This window comes from Bacillus sp. 7_6_55CFAA_CT2 (assembly GCF_000238655.1).
Lineage (GTDB): Bacteria > Bacillota > Bacilli > Bacillales > Bacillaceae_G > Bacillus_A > Bacillus_A cereus.
The window spans coordinates 1-16,682 of the sequence record NZ_JH414712.1 but is presented as its reverse complement, the minus strand read 5'-3'; the positions used below and the strand labels follow the sequence as shown (position 1 = coordinate 16,682).

The window sequence follows — 16,682 nt, the reverse complement described above, 5'->3', positions numbered from 1 at the left end:
TACTATAGAGTAGATGTAACCCGCTTTTCTAAGTTCTTCGTACGCTCTTTTTGAAGTAATAACACTTACCTTCAAGTCTCTTGCTAATGAACGCATAGAAGGTAACGAATCATCTACTTTCAATGTTTCATTTGATATTTGTAATATAATCTGATCAATGATTTGTTGATAAATAGGCGACTTAGACTTATTAGATAGTAAGATTTTCATGATTCAACTCCTTGCCTCTTAAATGCTTATGAACACATTATACACAATGTGTACAATATATACAATATATACATTCGGAACGATGTTAATTTTTCATATAGGATACAGTCATATTGATATAAAGGCGTTATCCTTTCCTATGATTTCTCAGAAAGAATAACGCCTTTTTCATTTTAGGGGGGATATTGTCTTGTTAGCTTGATAGCGATGTGGCGGTACCCCACATCCATCAACTTAAGGGATATTTTCAAACAAAATGTGTTTTTTTATATAATTTTTTATTATCTTTTATAGATTTTATAAAAGTAGGCATATCAAATAAACCCTGACAGGTTTCAATTTTTTACTATGCTACCTGAGGATTAGAAGTGGTATACTCATAAACAACACCCAAAATATCAAAGACTGTCTTTTTCTCGTACCGATGAGATTTTCGTCCGTTGTGCTGTAGGAGGTTAAACAGACGAAGGAGAACCTTTGATAATTCTTGGGTGTTTTTGTGTAATGCTTGGTAAAAAAGTGAAAAATAATCCTTAATTATATACATTGCTTTATATTCACTTAGTTCTTTCTGTTTTTTACGTAATAGGAGTTCTCGCATTTTAAACATAGTAGAAGAACATAATAGAATACTAATGAGTTGCCCATAAAGATGACATTCTAATCGCTCTTGTTTAATAGATTTACAACGATGAATTTGAAACCAAGATTTCCATATTTTAAATAACAGCTCAATTTGCCAACGTAATGAATATAGGTCATAGATTTTCTCTTTTGGTACCCATTCCGTAGGAATGTTTGTCATATATACCGTGATACCTTGTAAAAGCTTCGTGCGCTCTGTATATGTAATCCCTTTTTTCTTTTCACGAATAGCTCGGTCACGTAAGCGTTTCTGTTTTTGCTCCTCGGTACATCTATAAACTACAATACGAGTAGGCAGTTTGTCTTTACTCCCTACATATACATCGTGTAATTCATAAACTTGGCCAGGTTTTAATTGTTTCATAATGTCTTCCAAATGAATTTGTATATATACTGGTTTCAATTGAGGAGGTTTTGTTTTAAATACGACTGTTTCGAACTCTTTTCTATATATTTTAGTCGGTAACTTAAGACGGGATAAATAATACCCCTGCTTGTCTTGAATAGACTTAAAGTCTTGTAGACGAAAATATCCTAAGTCACGGATATACAGCTCATTCTTTTGTATCATGTCTGTTCGAGTCGCACCATACGCCTGATCACTTCGTTTTCCTGGTTCAATTTTCACATCAGAAAACTCTCCACTCAACAAGTCATACTCTAGTTGAATTTTCACACCAGCTTTATGACTACATCCTCCGGCACCAGGATACATAGCTGCGAATCGATCTGGAACTTGAAAGGTTGTAGAATCAAGGATGCGAATGCGCTCAAAGTAGGAAGAAAGAGAATGAGAAATCTTAGATACGCCTCCAATCTTAGCCTGTAGAAGCGTAGTAAATACAGTACGAAAAAAGGCTACAGAAGCCGAGTTAAATCGCCGATTAAGTCCTTCCGGACTTAATAAAACTCCTGTTGAAGTTTCTAATTGACTACATAGTTGGGTAAGAGAGGTAGTAGCGACTTGTTGATTTAGCCATACACACAAAGATAAAAAATGATGCCCGTGGCACTTCCGTTTTCGTTTCATCCCGCCTGCTTCTATAGCTAATTGATTAAGTGTAGCGGGAGACATATATCGATATAACTCTTCGGCAAATAAAGACAACTCTTGCTTTTGATGCATATTCATAAAAAGCACGTCACCCTTTCTCATTAATATAAGAAAATAGTAACGCGCTTTTAATTTCAAAAATAGCCCGAATCCTTAAGTTGATGGATGTGTGGCGGTACCCCTACAATTAAATTTAAGAAGGTATTGCAAGGTTAATAATTTATCTACAATGAGTTATTAATGTGGATTTAGCCCATTTTTTACATGTAGCGGGTTATTTTTTGATTGTTGTCGTACTTCGATTTGAATTACAGTGAGTTGCATTTATCCAAAAAACACCCCTGATTTCCTATAAATAATGGAGGTCATCAGCGGTGTTTATCGGTGTATAAAACTTCAATATTATTAATAAGTCTTTTTTTAAAATATAAATGGTTAAACATATGAAAAAATTTCGATTGTTATATCATCTTTTATTTTTGAAATACAGGTGCTATTTTATCAATGCGGTTTGTCCAAATTCCACCTGTATAATCGTCAGGAAGACGTTTTATATCTTCAAGCGAGTCAAATCCACTTGAAAATCCAAATCCATTTCCTCCTACAACAATAACTCGAGTATCAGCTTTATCCATTCGATTAAGAAAACGATTTGGCCATCCCCAAAGCCAAGGAGCTACTTTGTCTGGTATATGTAACTCCCCATGCTTCAGGCTTGAAGGCATGTAACCAGTCCACCCTAACGCCATATAAGTAAGAAGATCCTTTTTCATGGTTGCTTTAGACATTAATCGTAAACTAGGGATGCGCTCTTTTATCGCAGCAATTGGTTTATCGCCACCATATACAGTTAGTTGATTAAGGCGCTTCGCTGGTAATTTCTTGAGGTAAGTAGCCAATTGGATTCCTTCATTTTCATCATCACTTTTAATATGAATAAGAAAAGAACGGTCTGGAAAATGGGTAAGTACTTCATCAAGTGTTGGCATAAGATTATGCCCTTTGCCACGAAACGGGAATGTTTTACCCCCATCAGCTGTATAACCGTAACCAATATCAAGTGCTTGTAGTTCTTTTGTTGTAAAATCTCTTGTAACACCTTTACCATTAGTACGGCAATCAAGAGTCCAGTCATGAAAAATAACAAAATTATTATCTTTAGTTGGTTGAACATCAAACTCTACTAGATTAGCTCCAGCTTTAAATGCCGCTTCCATAGATGGAATTGTATTTTCTAAATAAGAATGTTCAGGTTTATTTATACGTTTAGCTGTACATGTATCACCCTCAATCCCTTCCATGCTAAATGTTTGCGAAAGCCCTCGGTGAGCAAGAAGAAGAGGAGTCCTATCGGCCCTCTCAGCAAAAAAAGAACTATTATTTACATAAACAAATACGAATAGGATAAGAATTATCAAAGTCGTTTTACGTTTTAGTAACCTTTTTATTTTATTCATTGTATGCTCCTCTTAATTATTAGTTGAAATGCTGTAGACAATGTTCGTCATTTAAATACTGGTAGATGTTACAACCTATTTTATTTTATTGCAATGGATAGGATTGGTAATTGAAGGTTAGTAATTATATATCAATATAACTCTTCAGCGAATAAAGATAATTCTTTTTTATCCAGATTCTACATCCTTAAGTTAATGGATGTGTGGTGGGCTCCTATAGGGGCGTAAAGTACTCAAAACTATGAACGTTTCCGCAACATTCCCCTTTTCCTCTTTCGAATAAAATTTATAGGAAGATATAATAAAAGTATAACGATATAAGGGGCGTCTTTTATGAGAAAAGAGAAAAGACAAAGGCTAATTAAACAAGCGGTGAGAGAGTATGAAATAGATACACAAGAAAAGTTAGTAGAGCTGTTAGCAAAAAAAGGGGAAATTGTAACACAAGCTACTATCTCGCGAGATATTCGCGAATTAAATATAATAAAGACAGTTTCTTCAAACGGTTTAACTATATATAAAAACTTCACAGGAGATAATATACAAACTGATATGATGTTAAAGAAAAAGTTGGGAGAAGTTGTCGTAAAAATTGATTATATAAATCAATTAACCATTATTAAAACTTTACCGGGTAATGCACATGTTATAGGGGTGTTATTAGACTCTGTAGACTGGAAAGAAAAAGTAGGGTGTATTTGTGGGAATGATACATGTCTTGTAATTTCAAAATCACAATCAGATAGGGAGATTCTAGAAGAGAGATTAAAATTAATTATGTAGATAAAAAACTACTAATACAGGATTTTATTTCGTTACAGAAATAAAGCAGCTTTTCCGGAGCCTTGGTAATAAATTAAACTTTTAATTGGGATACTTTACGGTATATTGAAATTAATTGTCTTCTTAGTTGCTTAAGATACTTAATATAGAAATGATGTTGGAGTATCGAGAAAAATAATTAATTCTAAATACGAATTTTTAACGTAAGGTAGCTAAAATTTGAAAGTGAGTACAATTAATCGAAATTGCTAGTTATAAGAGAGGGTAAAAGTATCTTGTAAAGTAATGCATATAACATAGAAAGATATAAGAGATAGGTGAAATTTATGAATACAAGACAGAAAGAAATTTTATTTCTACTATTATCTGAATCTAACGACTATTCATTAGTACAAGACCTTGCGGATAAGGTGAATTGCTCTGAAAAAACAATTCGTAATGACTTTAAAATAATTGAGGAGCACCTTGCGAATTATTCAAGTGCGATTCTTGTTAGGAAACCGGGATTAGGTGTGTACTTAGAGATTGAGGAATATGAAAAGGTGGACTTGTTTAATAAACTTTATTGTATTAATAATCGCACAAAGTATGAATCAGATGAAGAAAGAATTCTACAAATTGCATACAACTTATTAATGAATGTAAAGGCAGTTACTGCACAGGAAATGGCATCCCAACATTTTGTAAGTCGAACGACTATAAAAAAAGATTTAGATAGAATTGAAAAATGGTTACATCATTTTGATTTAACCATTGTTTCAAAACAGCGAGTTGGACTTATTATTGATGGAATTGAAAAGAAAAAAAGAAGAGCATTGGCTAGATTATCAGATTTGATTCGTAATTCTGATCTTACGAATCAATTTATTAAAGAACAATTTCAATATCATGAGGTTGAGTTTGTTACGAACGAATTGAAAGCGTTACAAAAACGAAATGCATTGTTTTTTACAGATGACACATTTGAAAGTTTATTAGTGCATACATTGCTCATGGTACGGAGAATGAAACTTAAACAACCTATTTTAAATGCTGAAAAGGAAATTAAAATACTGAAAGAAACAAAAGAATATATATGGACATTGGAATTTTTAAAACAATTGGAATGTGTTTTTTCAGTTCATTTTACAGAAGAAGAAGTTACGTATTTAACAGCTCATATTTTAGGTGGGAAAATTCGTTATCAAGATAAACCAATGCAGGACAGCACACTTACTGAAAGTAATCCAATTCTTTTTATGGTTATACAGCAATTAGTTAAACGTATGTCACAGTTATATGAAATTGATTTCAGTAAAGACAAAATTTTAATTGAAGGGTTAACGATTCATTTATATACCGCATTGAATCGCTTAAGCTATGATCTTTCTGTCTCTAATCCGATGTTACACGATATAAAGAGAATGTATCCCTATGTGTTTAATGTATTGATACAAGTATTAGAAGAGATAAATGAATCTCTAAATATATATATTCCAGAAGAAGAAGCGGCTTATCTTACTCTACACTTTGAAGCATCTGTTGAACGGTTAAATCACCAGGAAAAATCTAAAAATGTAATTATTGTTTGTCATATGGGCATTGGCATGTCGCAGTTGTTACGTACAAAAATTGAGCGTAAATTTCGTCATATCCATGTTATGGACTGTATTTCAAAAGCTGATTTACAAAGTTATATAATGAAACATCGTGATGTGGATCTCGTTATTTCAACTACTAGTCTTTCAAGATTAAACATTCCTCATATAGTAGTATCCCCATTATTAGAGGGGCCAGAAGAAAAGAAGCTAGGGGACTTTATACAAAATTATGATGAGCCAAGTTATAAAGAACAAAAAGACTTTGTTATGCTCAATTATACATCTCCATTTTTAGTGTTTTTACAACAGGATATACAGCACCCATATGAGCTAATTGAAAAGTTAGCGTATGCTTTGCATAGTAAGGGGTATGTAGATAAAGAGTATGCAGAAAATGCAATCATAAGAGAAAAAATGTCAGCAACAACGATTGGGGCAGGAATCGCAATTCCCCATGGCAACCCAAAATTTATTCAAGAATCAGTAATTGCAATCGCTACATTAAAAGAACCAGTTGATTGGGGAGCAGAGAAGGTATCACTTGTATTTATGCTAGCAGTTAAAAGTGATGGACAAGAGGTAACGAAACAATTGTTTCAGGAACTATCCTTTATAAGTGAGCAACCATCCTTTATTCAAAAACTTACGAAAGAAACAAACGTAATGAAATTTTTGTCCTGTTTACATACTTAACCGAAAAGTAGAGACCCAAATAACTGTTATTTGCTTAGGTAAAAGATTTATTTTCCGGAAGTTACGGTAAAAAATGAAACTTTTGACGTCTTAATATTAATTTATAGTAAATGTAGGCGCTTAGTAAAAAGTGTGAGGAGGATTAAGAATGAAATTGTTAGCGGTTACATCATGTCCAAATGGGATTGCCCATACCTATATGGCAGCTGAAAATTTACAAAAAACAGCGGATAAATTAGGAGTCCAAATGAAAGTTGAAACCCAAGGTGGAATAGGGGTAGAAAATGAGTTAACTGAACAAGATATTCGCGAGGCGGACGGCATTATTATAGCTGCGGATAGAGTCGTAAATAAAGATAGATTTGTAGGGAAAAAATTGTTGGTTGTTGGAGTACAGGATGGTATTCGTAAACCAGGAGAATTAATTGAGAAAGTAATCAGCGGGGATGTATCTATTTATCATTCACAGTCAAAAAAAGTAGAAAGTAACCAACAGGAAAAAAAGCAAAATCCGATATATCGTCATTTAATGAATGGTGTATCTTTTATGGTCCCATTCATCGTAGTTGGAGGATTATTAATTGCTATTGCCTTAACACTTGGGGGAGAAAAAACTCCTGGGGGTTTAGTGATTCCAGAGGGTTCTTTTTGGAAAACCATTGAACAAATTGGTGGTGCATCATTTACGTTCATGGTTCCAATACTGGCTGGATATATTGCATATAGTATAGCGGATAAACCTGGACTTGTTCCTGGGATGATTGGTGGATATATTGCAGCAACAGGAAGCTTTTACGGAAGTGAAAGTGGTGCTGGTTTTCTCGGTGGAATTATCGCTGGTTTCTTAGCTGGTTACATAGCATTAGGAATTAAAAAATTAAAAGTTCCAAAAGCGATTCAACCAATTATGCCGATTATTATTATTCCGGTATTTGCTTCCCTTATTGTAGGTTTAGCATTTGTATTTATTATTGGTGCCCCTGTCGCACAAGTTTTCGTATCATTAACAGCTTGGTTAGCAGGTATGCAAGGGTCAAGTTCAATTCTATTAGCATTAATTTTAGGTGCAATGATTTCATTTGATATGGGTGGTCCAGTCAATAAAGTAGCATTCTTATTTGGTTCAGCAATGATTGGAGAAGGAAACTATGAAATTATGGGTCCAATAGCTGCGGCAATATGTATCCCACCAATTGGTATGGGACTAGCTACTTTTATAAGTAAGGGGAAATTTCAAGATTCAGAGAGAGAAATGGGTAAAGCATCATTTACAATGGGGCTCTTCGGTATTACGGAAGGTGCAATTCCTTTCGCAGCCCAAGATCCACTTCGTGTTATTCCAAGTATAATGGCGGGTTCAATGACAGGTGCTGTGATTGCGATGATCGGTCATGTAGGAGACAGAGTGGCACATGGTGGTCCGATTGTTGCAGTGTTAGGGGCAGTAGATAATGTGTTTATGTTTTTTGTAGCTGTAATTGTAGGCTCTATTGTGACAGCTGTTGTAGTAAATGTATTGAAAAAAGACGTTTCAAAGTTAGAAAAACAAGAAAATGAACAAATAAAAGAAGTATCAGCAACAATAGAAGTGCAACAACTGGAACGAGAGACTCAAGTAAGAGGCGAACAAGTAGACAAGGTAGAAATTAAAAAATTAACAGATATTACAAGTTTAGAATTAATTGAAACGGACTTAAAAGGAGAAACACGAGATGACATCATTGATGAAATGATTCAAAAGTTAAAGCAGGTAGGTGCATTGCATTCAGTGACAGAATTTAAACAAGCTATTATGAATCGTGAACAAGAAAGTACTACAGGGATTGGTGTAAACATTGCTATTCCGCATGGAAAATCAGATGCTGTTAGGAAACCGAGCGTGGTATTTGGAATTAAACAATCAGGGATAGATTGGAAGAGTCTTGATGGAACTGAAGCAAAATTAATATTTATGATTGCAGTACCAAAAGAAAATGAGGGAAATCAACATTTGAAAATCCTTCAAATGCTTTCTCGAAAACTAATGGATGATAGTTATAGAGAGCAGTTATTATCTGTTCAAACAAAAGCAGAAGCATACAAACTACTAGATGAAATTGCATAGAATGGAGGATTCAAATCATGACTGAACCATTATTTTTTGCACCTGTTTTTAAAGAAAGAATTTGGGGTGGGACACATTTAACTTCTTTTGGATATGAAATTCCATCAAATCAAACTGGAGAGTGTTGGGCTTTTGCAGCGCATCAACATGGACAAAGTATTGTTAAGAACGGAAAGTATAAAGGGCTATCCTTGGGTGAATTGTGGGATAACCATCGAGATTTATTTGGAAATATGGAGGGGGAGCGTTTCCCTCTTCTTACAAAAATTTTGGATGCCAATCAAGATCTATCTGTTCAAGTTCATCCTAATAATGAATATGCTAGCGTGCATGAGAATGGAGAACTAGGAAAAACAGAATGCTGGTATGTAATCGATTCCACTAAAGACGCAGAAATTATATATGGGCATCATGCGAAAACAAAAGAAGAATTGATGTCTATGATTGAACAAAAAGAGTGGAACCAACTGTTACATCGTGTGAAGGTGAAACCTGGAGATTTCTTCTATGTGCCGAGTGGAACTGTCCATGCAATTGGTAAAGGGATTTTAGTATTAGAAACACAACAAAACTCTGATACAACCTATAGATTGTATGATTATGATAGAAGAGATTCAGAAGGTAATTTACGTGATCTTCATCTTGAAAGCAGTATTGATGTAATAGAAACTCCATGTATTTCGAATCAGTTAACATTTAAAAATGAAAAAGTAGATGATTTGAGTATAACTAATTTTATTAAATGTCCGTATTTTTCAGTGGAAAAATGGGAGTTAGATGGATCAGCTAGTTTGGAACAACAAAAAGCCTTCCTTCTTGTTAGTGTAATACAGGGAGAAGGTGAGTTAATTAAAGAAGGTGAGCACTATTTCTTTAAAAAAGGAGACCACTTTATAATACCTAATTATTTTGGAGGATACGATTTGGTAGGTAACTCTATATGTATTGTTTCAAGTATATAATAAATTTTATAATTTTTATATAAAGATTATAGAAAATATTATACAAACACAAATTAACCAGTTCCGGATTTTACGGATCTGGTTAATTTGTGTGAAGTGCATCAAGTTTTGAGGAAGTGCTTGTGAACCGTATCATAAATAAATGAGGTTTTGTATGTTCGATTTTTAAATAATACCTAAGAAGGAGTGGGTTGCAGTTATAGTAATACTCTATTTTTTGTATTTCTATAATAGATAATTTTTTAAAAAAACAGAATTATCTTGACAGTTATTAAATGGATTGATAAGGTTATAAAAAAATATTTCTTATCCAGAGAGGTGGAGGGACTGGCCTTATGAAACCTCAGCAACAGGTCTGCTTAAGTAGACACTGTGCTAATTCCAGCGGGTGATAATCCTGATAGATGAGAGCTTCCGTTTTTATTTGTCAGTAGCGCCCTCTTTTTTAGAGTGCGCTTTTGTTTTTTCTGGATAGTAACTAAAGGAGAGTAGAAATGGAGAACAAAAATGGGCAAGAATTTCAAAGGAAAATGCAAGCACGTCATTTAGTCATGCTATCACTTGGTGGGGTGATTGGAACTGGCTTATTCTTAAGCTCGGGTTACACTATTCAACAAGCTGGCCCGTTTGGAACAATTCTATCCTATCTGATTGGTGCGCTAGTGGTTTATCTAGTTATGCTATGTTTAGGCGAGCTTTCCGTACATATGCCTGAAACGGGCGCATTTCATAGTTATGCAGTTAAATATATTGGACCGGGTACAGGGTATACAGTAGCCTGGTTGTATTGGTTAACTTGGACTGTTGCTTTAGGTTCTGAATTTACAGCTGCAGGATTACTTATGAAGCGATGGTTTCCATCGGTTAATGTTTGGGTATGGAGTGCTCTTTTTGCCATTTTGATCTTTGTATTAAATGTCCTGACTGTTAAATTTTTCGCCGAATCCGAATTTTGGTTTTCATCGATAAAGGTTATAGCTATTGTGTTTTTTATTGTTTTAGGAGTAGCGGCAATGCTAGGGTTTCTTCCGATGACTCATTCAAAAGCAGCACCATTCTTTTCTAATTTTACAAGTGGAGGTTTATTTCCTCATGGTGCTACGGCCATTATGATGACCATGCTTGCGGTTAATTTTTCTTTTTCGGGAACAGAATTAATAGGCATTGCAGCTGGAGAAACAGCGAACCCAGAAAAAATGATACCGATGGCCATTCGAACTACTCTGTGGAGATTGATCATCTTTTTTGTAGGAACGATTGTTGTTTTATCTGCGTTATTGCCTATTTCCGATGCAGGGGTATTAGAGAGCCCTTTTGTTGCAGTTCTAGAACGAATTGGGGTGCCATATTCAGCTGACATAATGAATTTCGTTATCTTAACAGCCATTTTATCTGCGGCAAACTCAGGCCTTTATGCCTCTTCTAGAATGCTTTGGTCGCTTGCTAATAAGAATACGATATCCCCGATTTTTGGGAAAATGACGAAGCAAGGTGTTCCAATCAACGCCGTCATTTTCAGCATGGTGGGTGGAGCTTTGGCTTTGCTATCAAGTATTGTGGCACCAGATACTGTCTATATTGTACTTGTTTCCATTTCCGGTCTAGCAGTAGTTATAGTTTGGATGAGTATTAGTGGTTCCCAGTTCCTATTTCGCAGACAATTTTTGAAAGAAGGAAATTCTGAAAAGGACTTGATTTATCGCACACCACTATATCCATTAGTACCAATTGCTTCTTTTAGCCTTTGTCTGGCATCGTGTATTGGAATTGCATTCGATCCAACACAGAGAATTGCCTTATATTGCGGCATACCGTTTATTTTGTTTTGCTATGGAAGTTATTATCTAACAAAAAATCTAAAAAAGAGGAGTGTAGATTATGTCGAACAAAATCAACCCAATTGATGCTATTTTATCCCAACATTCCATTATGCTTCTTGACGGAGCATTAGCTACTGAATTGGAGGGGCATGGATGTAATTTGGACGATCCCCTTTGGTCGGCACGTGTGTTATTAGAAAATCCGGAACTAATTTATCAGGTTCATTCGGACTATTTTCGTTCTGGAGCGGACTGTGCCATAACAGCAAGCTATCAAGCTACTATTAGTGGTTTTTCCGCGCGTGGAATACAAGAACAGGAAGCTTTAGAATTAATTAAGAAAACGGTGTTACTTGCAAGAAGGGCAAGAGATGATTTTTGGAAGGAAAATATTCAAACGAATAGGCCTAAACCATTGGTTGTTGCATCAGTTGGGCCGTACGGGGCTTACCTTGCAGATGGTTCAGAGTATGTAGGTAACTATGGTGTGACAGATAAAACATTAGCAGACTTTCACCGTTCGAGAATGTCTGCGTTAATCGAAGCAGGTGCAGATCTATTGGCATTTGAAACAATCCCTTCCCTGCAAGAAGCAAGAGTATTAGATACATTATTGCGTGAGTTTCCAGAAACATATGCGTGGCTTTCCTTTTCGCTAAAAAATGAGAAAGAGATTAGTGAAGGTATGAAACTCGTGGAGTGTGCACGAGTTTTTGAGAAAAGTGAACAAATTGTAGCGATAGGCATCAATTGTGCGCCAGTAACCGTTGTGACTGGTGCAATTCAAGAGTTGAGGGCAAACACCAAAAAACCGATTATTGTTTATCCAAACTCTGGTGAAACTTATAATCCGGAAACAAAAACATGGCATGGTCATGAAAAATGTAACGCGTTGGATATTCTATCTGAAGAATGGTACCAAGCAGGTGCACGTTTAATAGGTGGATGTTGCAGAACGACACCTTATCACATTGAGGAGATATCGAACAAGTGGCGTTCTTCCGAGTTTTTCTATTCGAACGAAGCAAAACAGTAATGTAATGGATGATAATCTAACTTTTTGTGTATTTTCATGATTTTGCTTGTTCAGGAACCTACAGTTACGTCTAATGGCACAAAAAGCCTTTTCAGAGACACAAATGTGGATAGTAGCCTCGGGAATCCAGTGGACTTTTGGGTACCTTAGGTATGGAAAGGAATCAGGGAAAATAAACACCGCTAGTTTAATAGATATGGTAGACAACATGCTGAATCTTTTAATGAAGATGTAGTTGATCCAATTGAAGGTGAAGAGGGCCATTTATTCGTAATTAAAGTTAACGAAGAGGTTAATTTAGTTATTCAAAAAATAGTTTAATAACTATATGAAAATTTGTTGTGGTAAAAATCTTTGTTGTAGTAGTAAATGTGGTCATATTGTTGTAAAAAAGGATAGATGTAAACAGGTATATTCTCCTGTTCATCTATACTTTCCTTTTTAAACTATAAAATGTGTGACATTATATTAAATCGCATAAATATAGGATTTCATTACTATTTCCTTGAATTTTAATAAAACGATAGGGTTTATTTGGTATGCGTATTATTAAGAGTATGCTTCTATTTTAGGAATGCTTTACCCGACAAAATGAAAGTACGCTTTGTTTCCATTCTTAAGTTGATAGATGTCTGGTGCCCCACTGTAAGAACGTAATTGTATTGTAGAAAAATAAAATAGAAGGAATACTTACCTTTAGTAAATATTCGAACTTTATATTTTTATTATTTACGATTATGCAATATCAGACCTCAGATATACATTCGTTCAGTTGTACATTAGGATATATGAAAATCACGTAAACTCCAGATGAACTTCACACTCGAATAGAAAATCCGTTATATAATAACTATAGAATTTATTAAAGTTACATTGATTTTTATCTATTGAGATATATAAAATATAAAATTTCGATACGGAATACTAAGGTAAATAACTTCTTATAAGAAAGTAATAAAGGAGAATAGCTATGACAAGCACAGTACTGGAATCAAAAAAAACTAATATTACTGAAGAAGATGTTGAAATTTTAAAAATAATGGCACATCCAATTCGTTTACGTATTGTAAACGAGCTAAGCAAACATAATACTTTTAATGTTTCGCAGCTAACAAAAATTTTAGAGATACCCCAATCATCTGTTTCACAACATTTATCGAAAATGAAGGGTAAAGTACTAAAAGCTGAACGTAAAGGCTTAGAAATTTATTATTCAATTCGTAATAACAAAGCAACTCAAATTGTCGGCATACTTGGATATTAATCCATATATACAATTGCGTAAAGATAGAGTAGTACCTGAAAAGGGTGCTACTCTTTTTGGATTCTATAAACACAACATGACAAATGTTACTTTTTCATAAAAGAACAAGAACAAACTAGGAATTATGTTTTCCTACATTGAATTTAAACGTATATGTCATTAAAAATAGATGCTAGACACTTGGATGCACATAGCTAAACGCAACACATCAAACCACTGGAGGGATACAATGTCTTATAGAACGATTCATACCGATTTTTGAAATGACTATACAAATGCTCGAGATGCCTTGTTAAATGAAGGAATCGTTGAAAGTGGCCATGTTCAATATGAAAGTCAAAAAGGGCTAATCATACGTCCTGCCTACGAAATAGAAGGAGAAATTTATTTTTTCTCGGGAATGAGAGCAGCGGGAAATACGATATACAGTGTACAATTACGCCCTTTTCATAAGCTAAAAGAGGCGGAATACATTCCACTAGAAGAAAAATCTTGTATCACTGTATAAATGAGAGAGATAGCTATCAGCTAGGAAGAGATGGAACAATCTGAGCGATGTTAATTTTCTTCGTTCGTATGTTGATGGGCATAGGAAAGGATTTCACAAATATAAAATAAGATTGACAACGAAAGATTACAAGTGTAATATTCAGTTAAAGATTACACTTGTAATCCGAGGGAGGTGTAATTTAAATTAATGAAAGAATTACCTAAAATTTCAGAAGCGGAGTTAGAAGTAATGAAAGTACTGTGGTCAAAATCTCCACAAACAGCAAATGAAGTGATTGAAGAGTTGGAGAAGAAAATGGATTGGAAACCCAAAACGATTCGAACACTAATTAATCGATTAGTTCACAAAGAAGCAGTTACTTACCATCAAGATAAAGGGCGTATGTACGCTTATTATCCTTTGGTTTCGCAAGATAGTTATTTACAAGTAGAAACGAAATCTTTACTTAAACGTTTCTATGGTGCAGCATTTAAGCCCTTGCTGGTAAATTTCCTGAAAGAAGAAAAGCTGTCTTCAGAAGACATTAACGAACTTAAACGTATCCTGGATGAGAAGAGTGAGGAAAATCAGAGGAAGGATAGATTATAATGATAGAAATGTTTATTAATGTCTATCTTCCTCATTTTTTCGATTGGTTGATAGAGACCACTATTATGGCGAGCATATTAGTGGGCCTAATCTTATGTATCAAGGTCTTGTTTAGAAATAAGTTAACTCCACGTTGGCAATACATGCTATGGATTATATTAATAATAAGACTTGTATTACCTTGGTCGCCAGATAGTTCCTATAGTATCTATTCTGTTCTTACTTACAAGAATAATGATGCATTCATTTCTAGCCGAACCCCTGTAGCTATTTTTCCTTCACAAGAACGCATGCAAGAATTGAAAGGTATAGACAATACAAAGGTTCTTACAAAAGAAGATACTTATACCTCAAGTTCAACACAAACTGATCAGGCAAACAAGTCACAAACAGACAATAATGAAAAGCAGGATGATGGGACGGTTCCATTCTATACAATCTGTATATACATCTGGCTTACTGGCGTTATTCTTCTAAGCTTTGCTACATTTATTATGAACAGGAGTTTACTACTTTACATAAAAAAACAACCTGATATTACAGATGAGAAAATTATCCGGATTTTTGAAAAATGTAAGCAATCTATGTCTGTTCAACGAGATATCCCTCTACTTGTATCTGGAAAGGTTTCCAGTCCAACAGTGTTCGGATTTATTCGGCCCAAGTTGTTATTGTCAACTGTACATATGAAAGTATTAGATGAACAACAGTTACGATATATTTTCCATCATGAATTGGCTCACATCAAGCGAAGAGATGTCGGTGTGAACTGGCTTATGCATGGTTTACTCATTTTAAATTGGTTTAATCCCATTCTTTGGTATGCCTACTCATGTATGCGGGAAGATCAAGAACTAGCATGCGATGCATTAGCTCTTACATGTATAGATGCAGAGGAACAAATCGCGTATGGACATACTATTATTAGCCTTTTGGAACATTACTCAAGTTATTATCAAGTACCGAGTGTGGCAAATTTCAGTAAAAACAAAAGGATGTTAAAAAGGAGAATTCTAATGATTAAAAAATTCCAAAAAAAATCGTATCGTTGGTCTGCGCTAGGAGTTGTGGCAATTATTGCAGTATCATCTGTATCCTTATTAAATGCCCGTGCCGATAAGCCGACTAGCCCTGAGAAACAACAAATAGAAGTGAAAAATAATATGAAAGAATTAAAAACACAAACCGATATTCCTATACATCAAATTGTAGAAAAAATGATTGGTACAAAAGAACAGGCAGAAGCAGAATTTTTTGTTTCAGAAGGAGAATATAATAATTTACTTACAGAAGTTGGAGTGGCGCAAAATCTGTTTACGAAAGAAGAATTTAAGCGATTTATTGATTTAGAAACAGAGGCATATACTTTGGGTAAAAAAGTAAAATTAGTAGGAAGTCCTGACAAGTTAGACCCAGAAGAGCAAAAGAAATATGAGAAAAATGATGAAGAAATAGGACCATTTAGACAGAAAATTTATTCACACTTTAATTTGACTAAAAAGGAAGCACAGGAATATCTTGATTTTCAAATTAAGACACCAACGTATGTAGTAAAAGGGTATAAACTAAGTGGAGAAGATGTTCAAACACCGTTGGCTATTAAAAAAATGGATCCCACTATTGTTTATGAATATCGAAATGAAGATTCCGCATATATGGTGTATCAATCTGCAGTTAGAGATCAAGGAGAAGATTCGCTGAAGGGGATAGTAGGGACTAGTGAAAAGATAACTAATTATGAATTAGTCGGGACAAAAATAAGTTTATCTGAAAATACAAAGGATAAATTTAAAGTAATGAAGATGATTGTTCCTGCAAAAGGAAAGAATAATACTTATCAAGTTACAATTCTTGCAGATAATTTAAGTAAAGAAGAATTAGAGAAAATTATGCTTTCCTGTTTAAAATAAAAAATAGAGTCTCAGAATCAAGTTCCTGAGACTCTATTTTTTATTTCAGTTTGGGGTAGCACCAC

Annotated in this window: 12 protein-coding genes and 1 riboswitch; of the genes, 9 read left to right on the top strand and 3 right to left on the bottom strand. The window is 34.5% G+C overall.

Features of this window, described 5'->3' with window-relative positions; translation table 11 throughout:
* The 3 genes from HMPREF1014_RS23680 to HMPREF1014_RS23670 all read right to left on the bottom strand — a co-directional run.
* Window positions 1-210, bottom strand: a 210-nt coding sequence (locus tag HMPREF1014_RS23680) for a GntR family transcriptional regulator (protein ID WP_000698390.1), incomplete at its 3' end; no start/stop codon positions are given.
* Between the two features lie 346 nt (window positions 211-556).
* The gene (locus tag HMPREF1014_RS23675) at window positions 557-1,987 is read right to left on the bottom strand and encodes an IS4 family transposase (RefSeq protein WP_001055922.1); all 1,431 of its coding nucleotides are present in this window, start codon (window positions 1,985-1,987) and stop codon (window positions 557-559) included.
* 395 nt (window positions 1,988-2,382) lie between these two features.
* Window positions 2,383-3,366, bottom strand: a complete 984-nt coding sequence (locus tag HMPREF1014_RS23670) for a glycerophosphodiester phosphodiesterase family protein (RefSeq protein ID WP_001033627.1) — start codon at window positions 3,364-3,366, stop codon at window positions 2,383-2,385.
* A 333-nt stretch (window positions 3,367-3,699) separates the two neighbouring features.
* Between HMPREF1014_RS23670 and HMPREF1014_RS23665 the strand changes: the two genes are divergently transcribed.
* The 9 genes from HMPREF1014_RS23665 to HMPREF1014_RS23620 all read left to right on the top strand — a co-directional run bounded on the left by HMPREF1014_RS23665 (window position 3,700) and on the right by HMPREF1014_RS23620 (window position 16,617).
* On the top strand, window positions 3,700-4,149 hold the full coding sequence (locus tag HMPREF1014_RS23665) for an arginine repressor (RefSeq protein ID WP_001224401.1): 450 nt from the start codon (window positions 3,700-3,702) through the stop codon (window positions 4,147-4,149).
* 326 nt (window positions 4,150-4,475) lie between these two features.
* On the top strand, window positions 4,476-6,422 hold the full coding sequence (locus tag HMPREF1014_RS23660; RefSeq protein ID WP_001097426.1) for a BglG family transcription antiterminator: 1,947 nt from the start codon (window positions 4,476-4,478) through the stop codon (window positions 6,420-6,422).
* A gap of 148 nt (window positions 6,423-6,570) precedes the next feature.
* Window positions 6,571-8,526, top strand: a complete 1,956-nt coding sequence (locus HMPREF1014_RS23655; protein WP_000770305.1) for a PTS fructose transporter subunit IIABC — start codon at window positions 6,571-6,573, stop codon at window positions 8,524-8,526.
* Between the two features lie 17 nt (window positions 8,527-8,543).
* On the top strand, window positions 8,544-9,488 hold the full coding sequence (gene manA / locus HMPREF1014_RS23650; RefSeq protein ID WP_000138691.1) for a mannose-6-phosphate isomerase, class I: 945 nt from the start codon (window positions 8,544-8,546) through the stop codon (window positions 9,486-9,488).
* A 303-nt stretch (window positions 9,489-9,791) separates the two neighbouring features.
* Window positions 9,792-9,899: riboswitch (SAM riboswitch) on the top strand.
* Between the two features lie 83 nt (window positions 9,900-9,982).
* Complete coding sequence (mmuP, locus tag HMPREF1014_RS23645) at window positions 9,983-11,392, top strand: S-methylmethionine permease (protein WP_000428526.1); 1,410 nt, start codon at window positions 9,983-9,985, stop codon at window positions 11,390-11,392.
* Window positions 11,367-12,344, top strand: a complete 978-nt coding sequence (gene mmuM, locus HMPREF1014_RS23640; protein WP_000066231.1) for a homocysteine S-methyltransferase — start codon at window positions 11,367-11,369, stop codon at window positions 12,342-12,344. The genes mmuP and mmuM overlap by 26 nt, the downstream gene beginning before the upstream one ends.
* A 970-nt stretch (window positions 12,345-13,314) precedes the next feature.
* Window positions 13,315-13,608 (top strand): ArsR/SmtB family transcription factor, encoded by a 294-nt coding sequence (locus HMPREF1014_RS23635; RefSeq protein WP_000204906.1) that lies wholly within the window; start codon window positions 13,315-13,317, stop codon window positions 13,606-13,608.
* A 697-nt stretch (window positions 13,609-14,305) separates the two neighbouring features.
* Window positions 14,306-14,707, top strand: coding sequence for a BlaI/MecI/CopY family transcriptional regulator (locus HMPREF1014_RS23625; RefSeq protein ID WP_000661428.1), 402 nt, complete (start codon window positions 14,306-14,308; stop codon window positions 14,705-14,707).
* Entirely contained in the window at window positions 14,707-16,617 is a 1,911-nt protein-coding gene (locus HMPREF1014_RS23620; RefSeq protein WP_000571813.1) for a beta-lactam sensor/signal transducer, read from the top strand. The genes HMPREF1014_RS23625 and HMPREF1014_RS23620 overlap by 1 nt, the downstream gene beginning before the upstream one ends.
* The last annotated feature ends 65 nt before the right edge of the window (window positions 16,618-16,682 follow it).

Bases quoted from the DNA above. Each gene is read 5' to 3' on its own strand.
- HMPREF1014_RS23675 (WP_001055922.1), bottom strand. From the start codon at position 1,987: ATGAATATGCATCAAAAGCAAGAGTTGTCTTTATTTGCCGAAGAGTTA.
- manA (WP_000138691.1), top strand. From the start codon at position 8,544: ATGACTGAACCATTATTTTTTGCACCTGTTTTTAAAGAAAGAATTTGG.
- HMPREF1014_RS23660 (WP_001097426.1), top strand. From the start codon at position 4,476: ATGAATACAAGACAGAAAGAAATTTTATTTCTACTATTATCTGAATCT.
- mmuM (WP_000066231.1), top strand. From the start codon at position 11,367: ATGTCGAACAAAATCAACCCAATTGATGCTATTTTATCCCAACATTCC.
- mmuP (WP_000428526.1), top strand. From the start codon at position 9,983: ATGGAGAACAAAAATGGGCAAGAATTTCAAAGGAAAATGCAAGCACGT.
- HMPREF1014_RS23635 (WP_000204906.1), top strand. From the start codon at position 13,315: ATGACAAGCACAGTACTGGAATCAAAAAAAACTAATATTACTGAAGAA.
- HMPREF1014_RS23620 (WP_000571813.1), top strand. From the start codon at position 14,707: ATGATAGAAATGTTTATTAATGTCTATCTTCCTCATTTTTTCGATTGG.
- HMPREF1014_RS23655 (WP_000770305.1), top strand. From the start codon at position 6,571: ATGAAATTGTTAGCGGTTACATCATGTCCAAATGGGATTGCCCATACC.
- HMPREF1014_RS23625 (WP_000661428.1), top strand. From the start codon at position 14,306: ATGAAAGAATTACCTAAAATTTCAGAAGCGGAGTTAGAAGTAATGAAA.
- HMPREF1014_RS23665 (WP_001224401.1), top strand. From the start codon at position 3,700: ATGAGAAAAGAGAAAAGACAAAGGCTAATTAAACAAGCGGTGAGAGAG.
- HMPREF1014_RS23670 (WP_001033627.1), bottom strand. From the start codon at position 3,366: ATGAATAAAATAAAAAGGTTACTAAAACGTAAAACGACTTTGATAATT.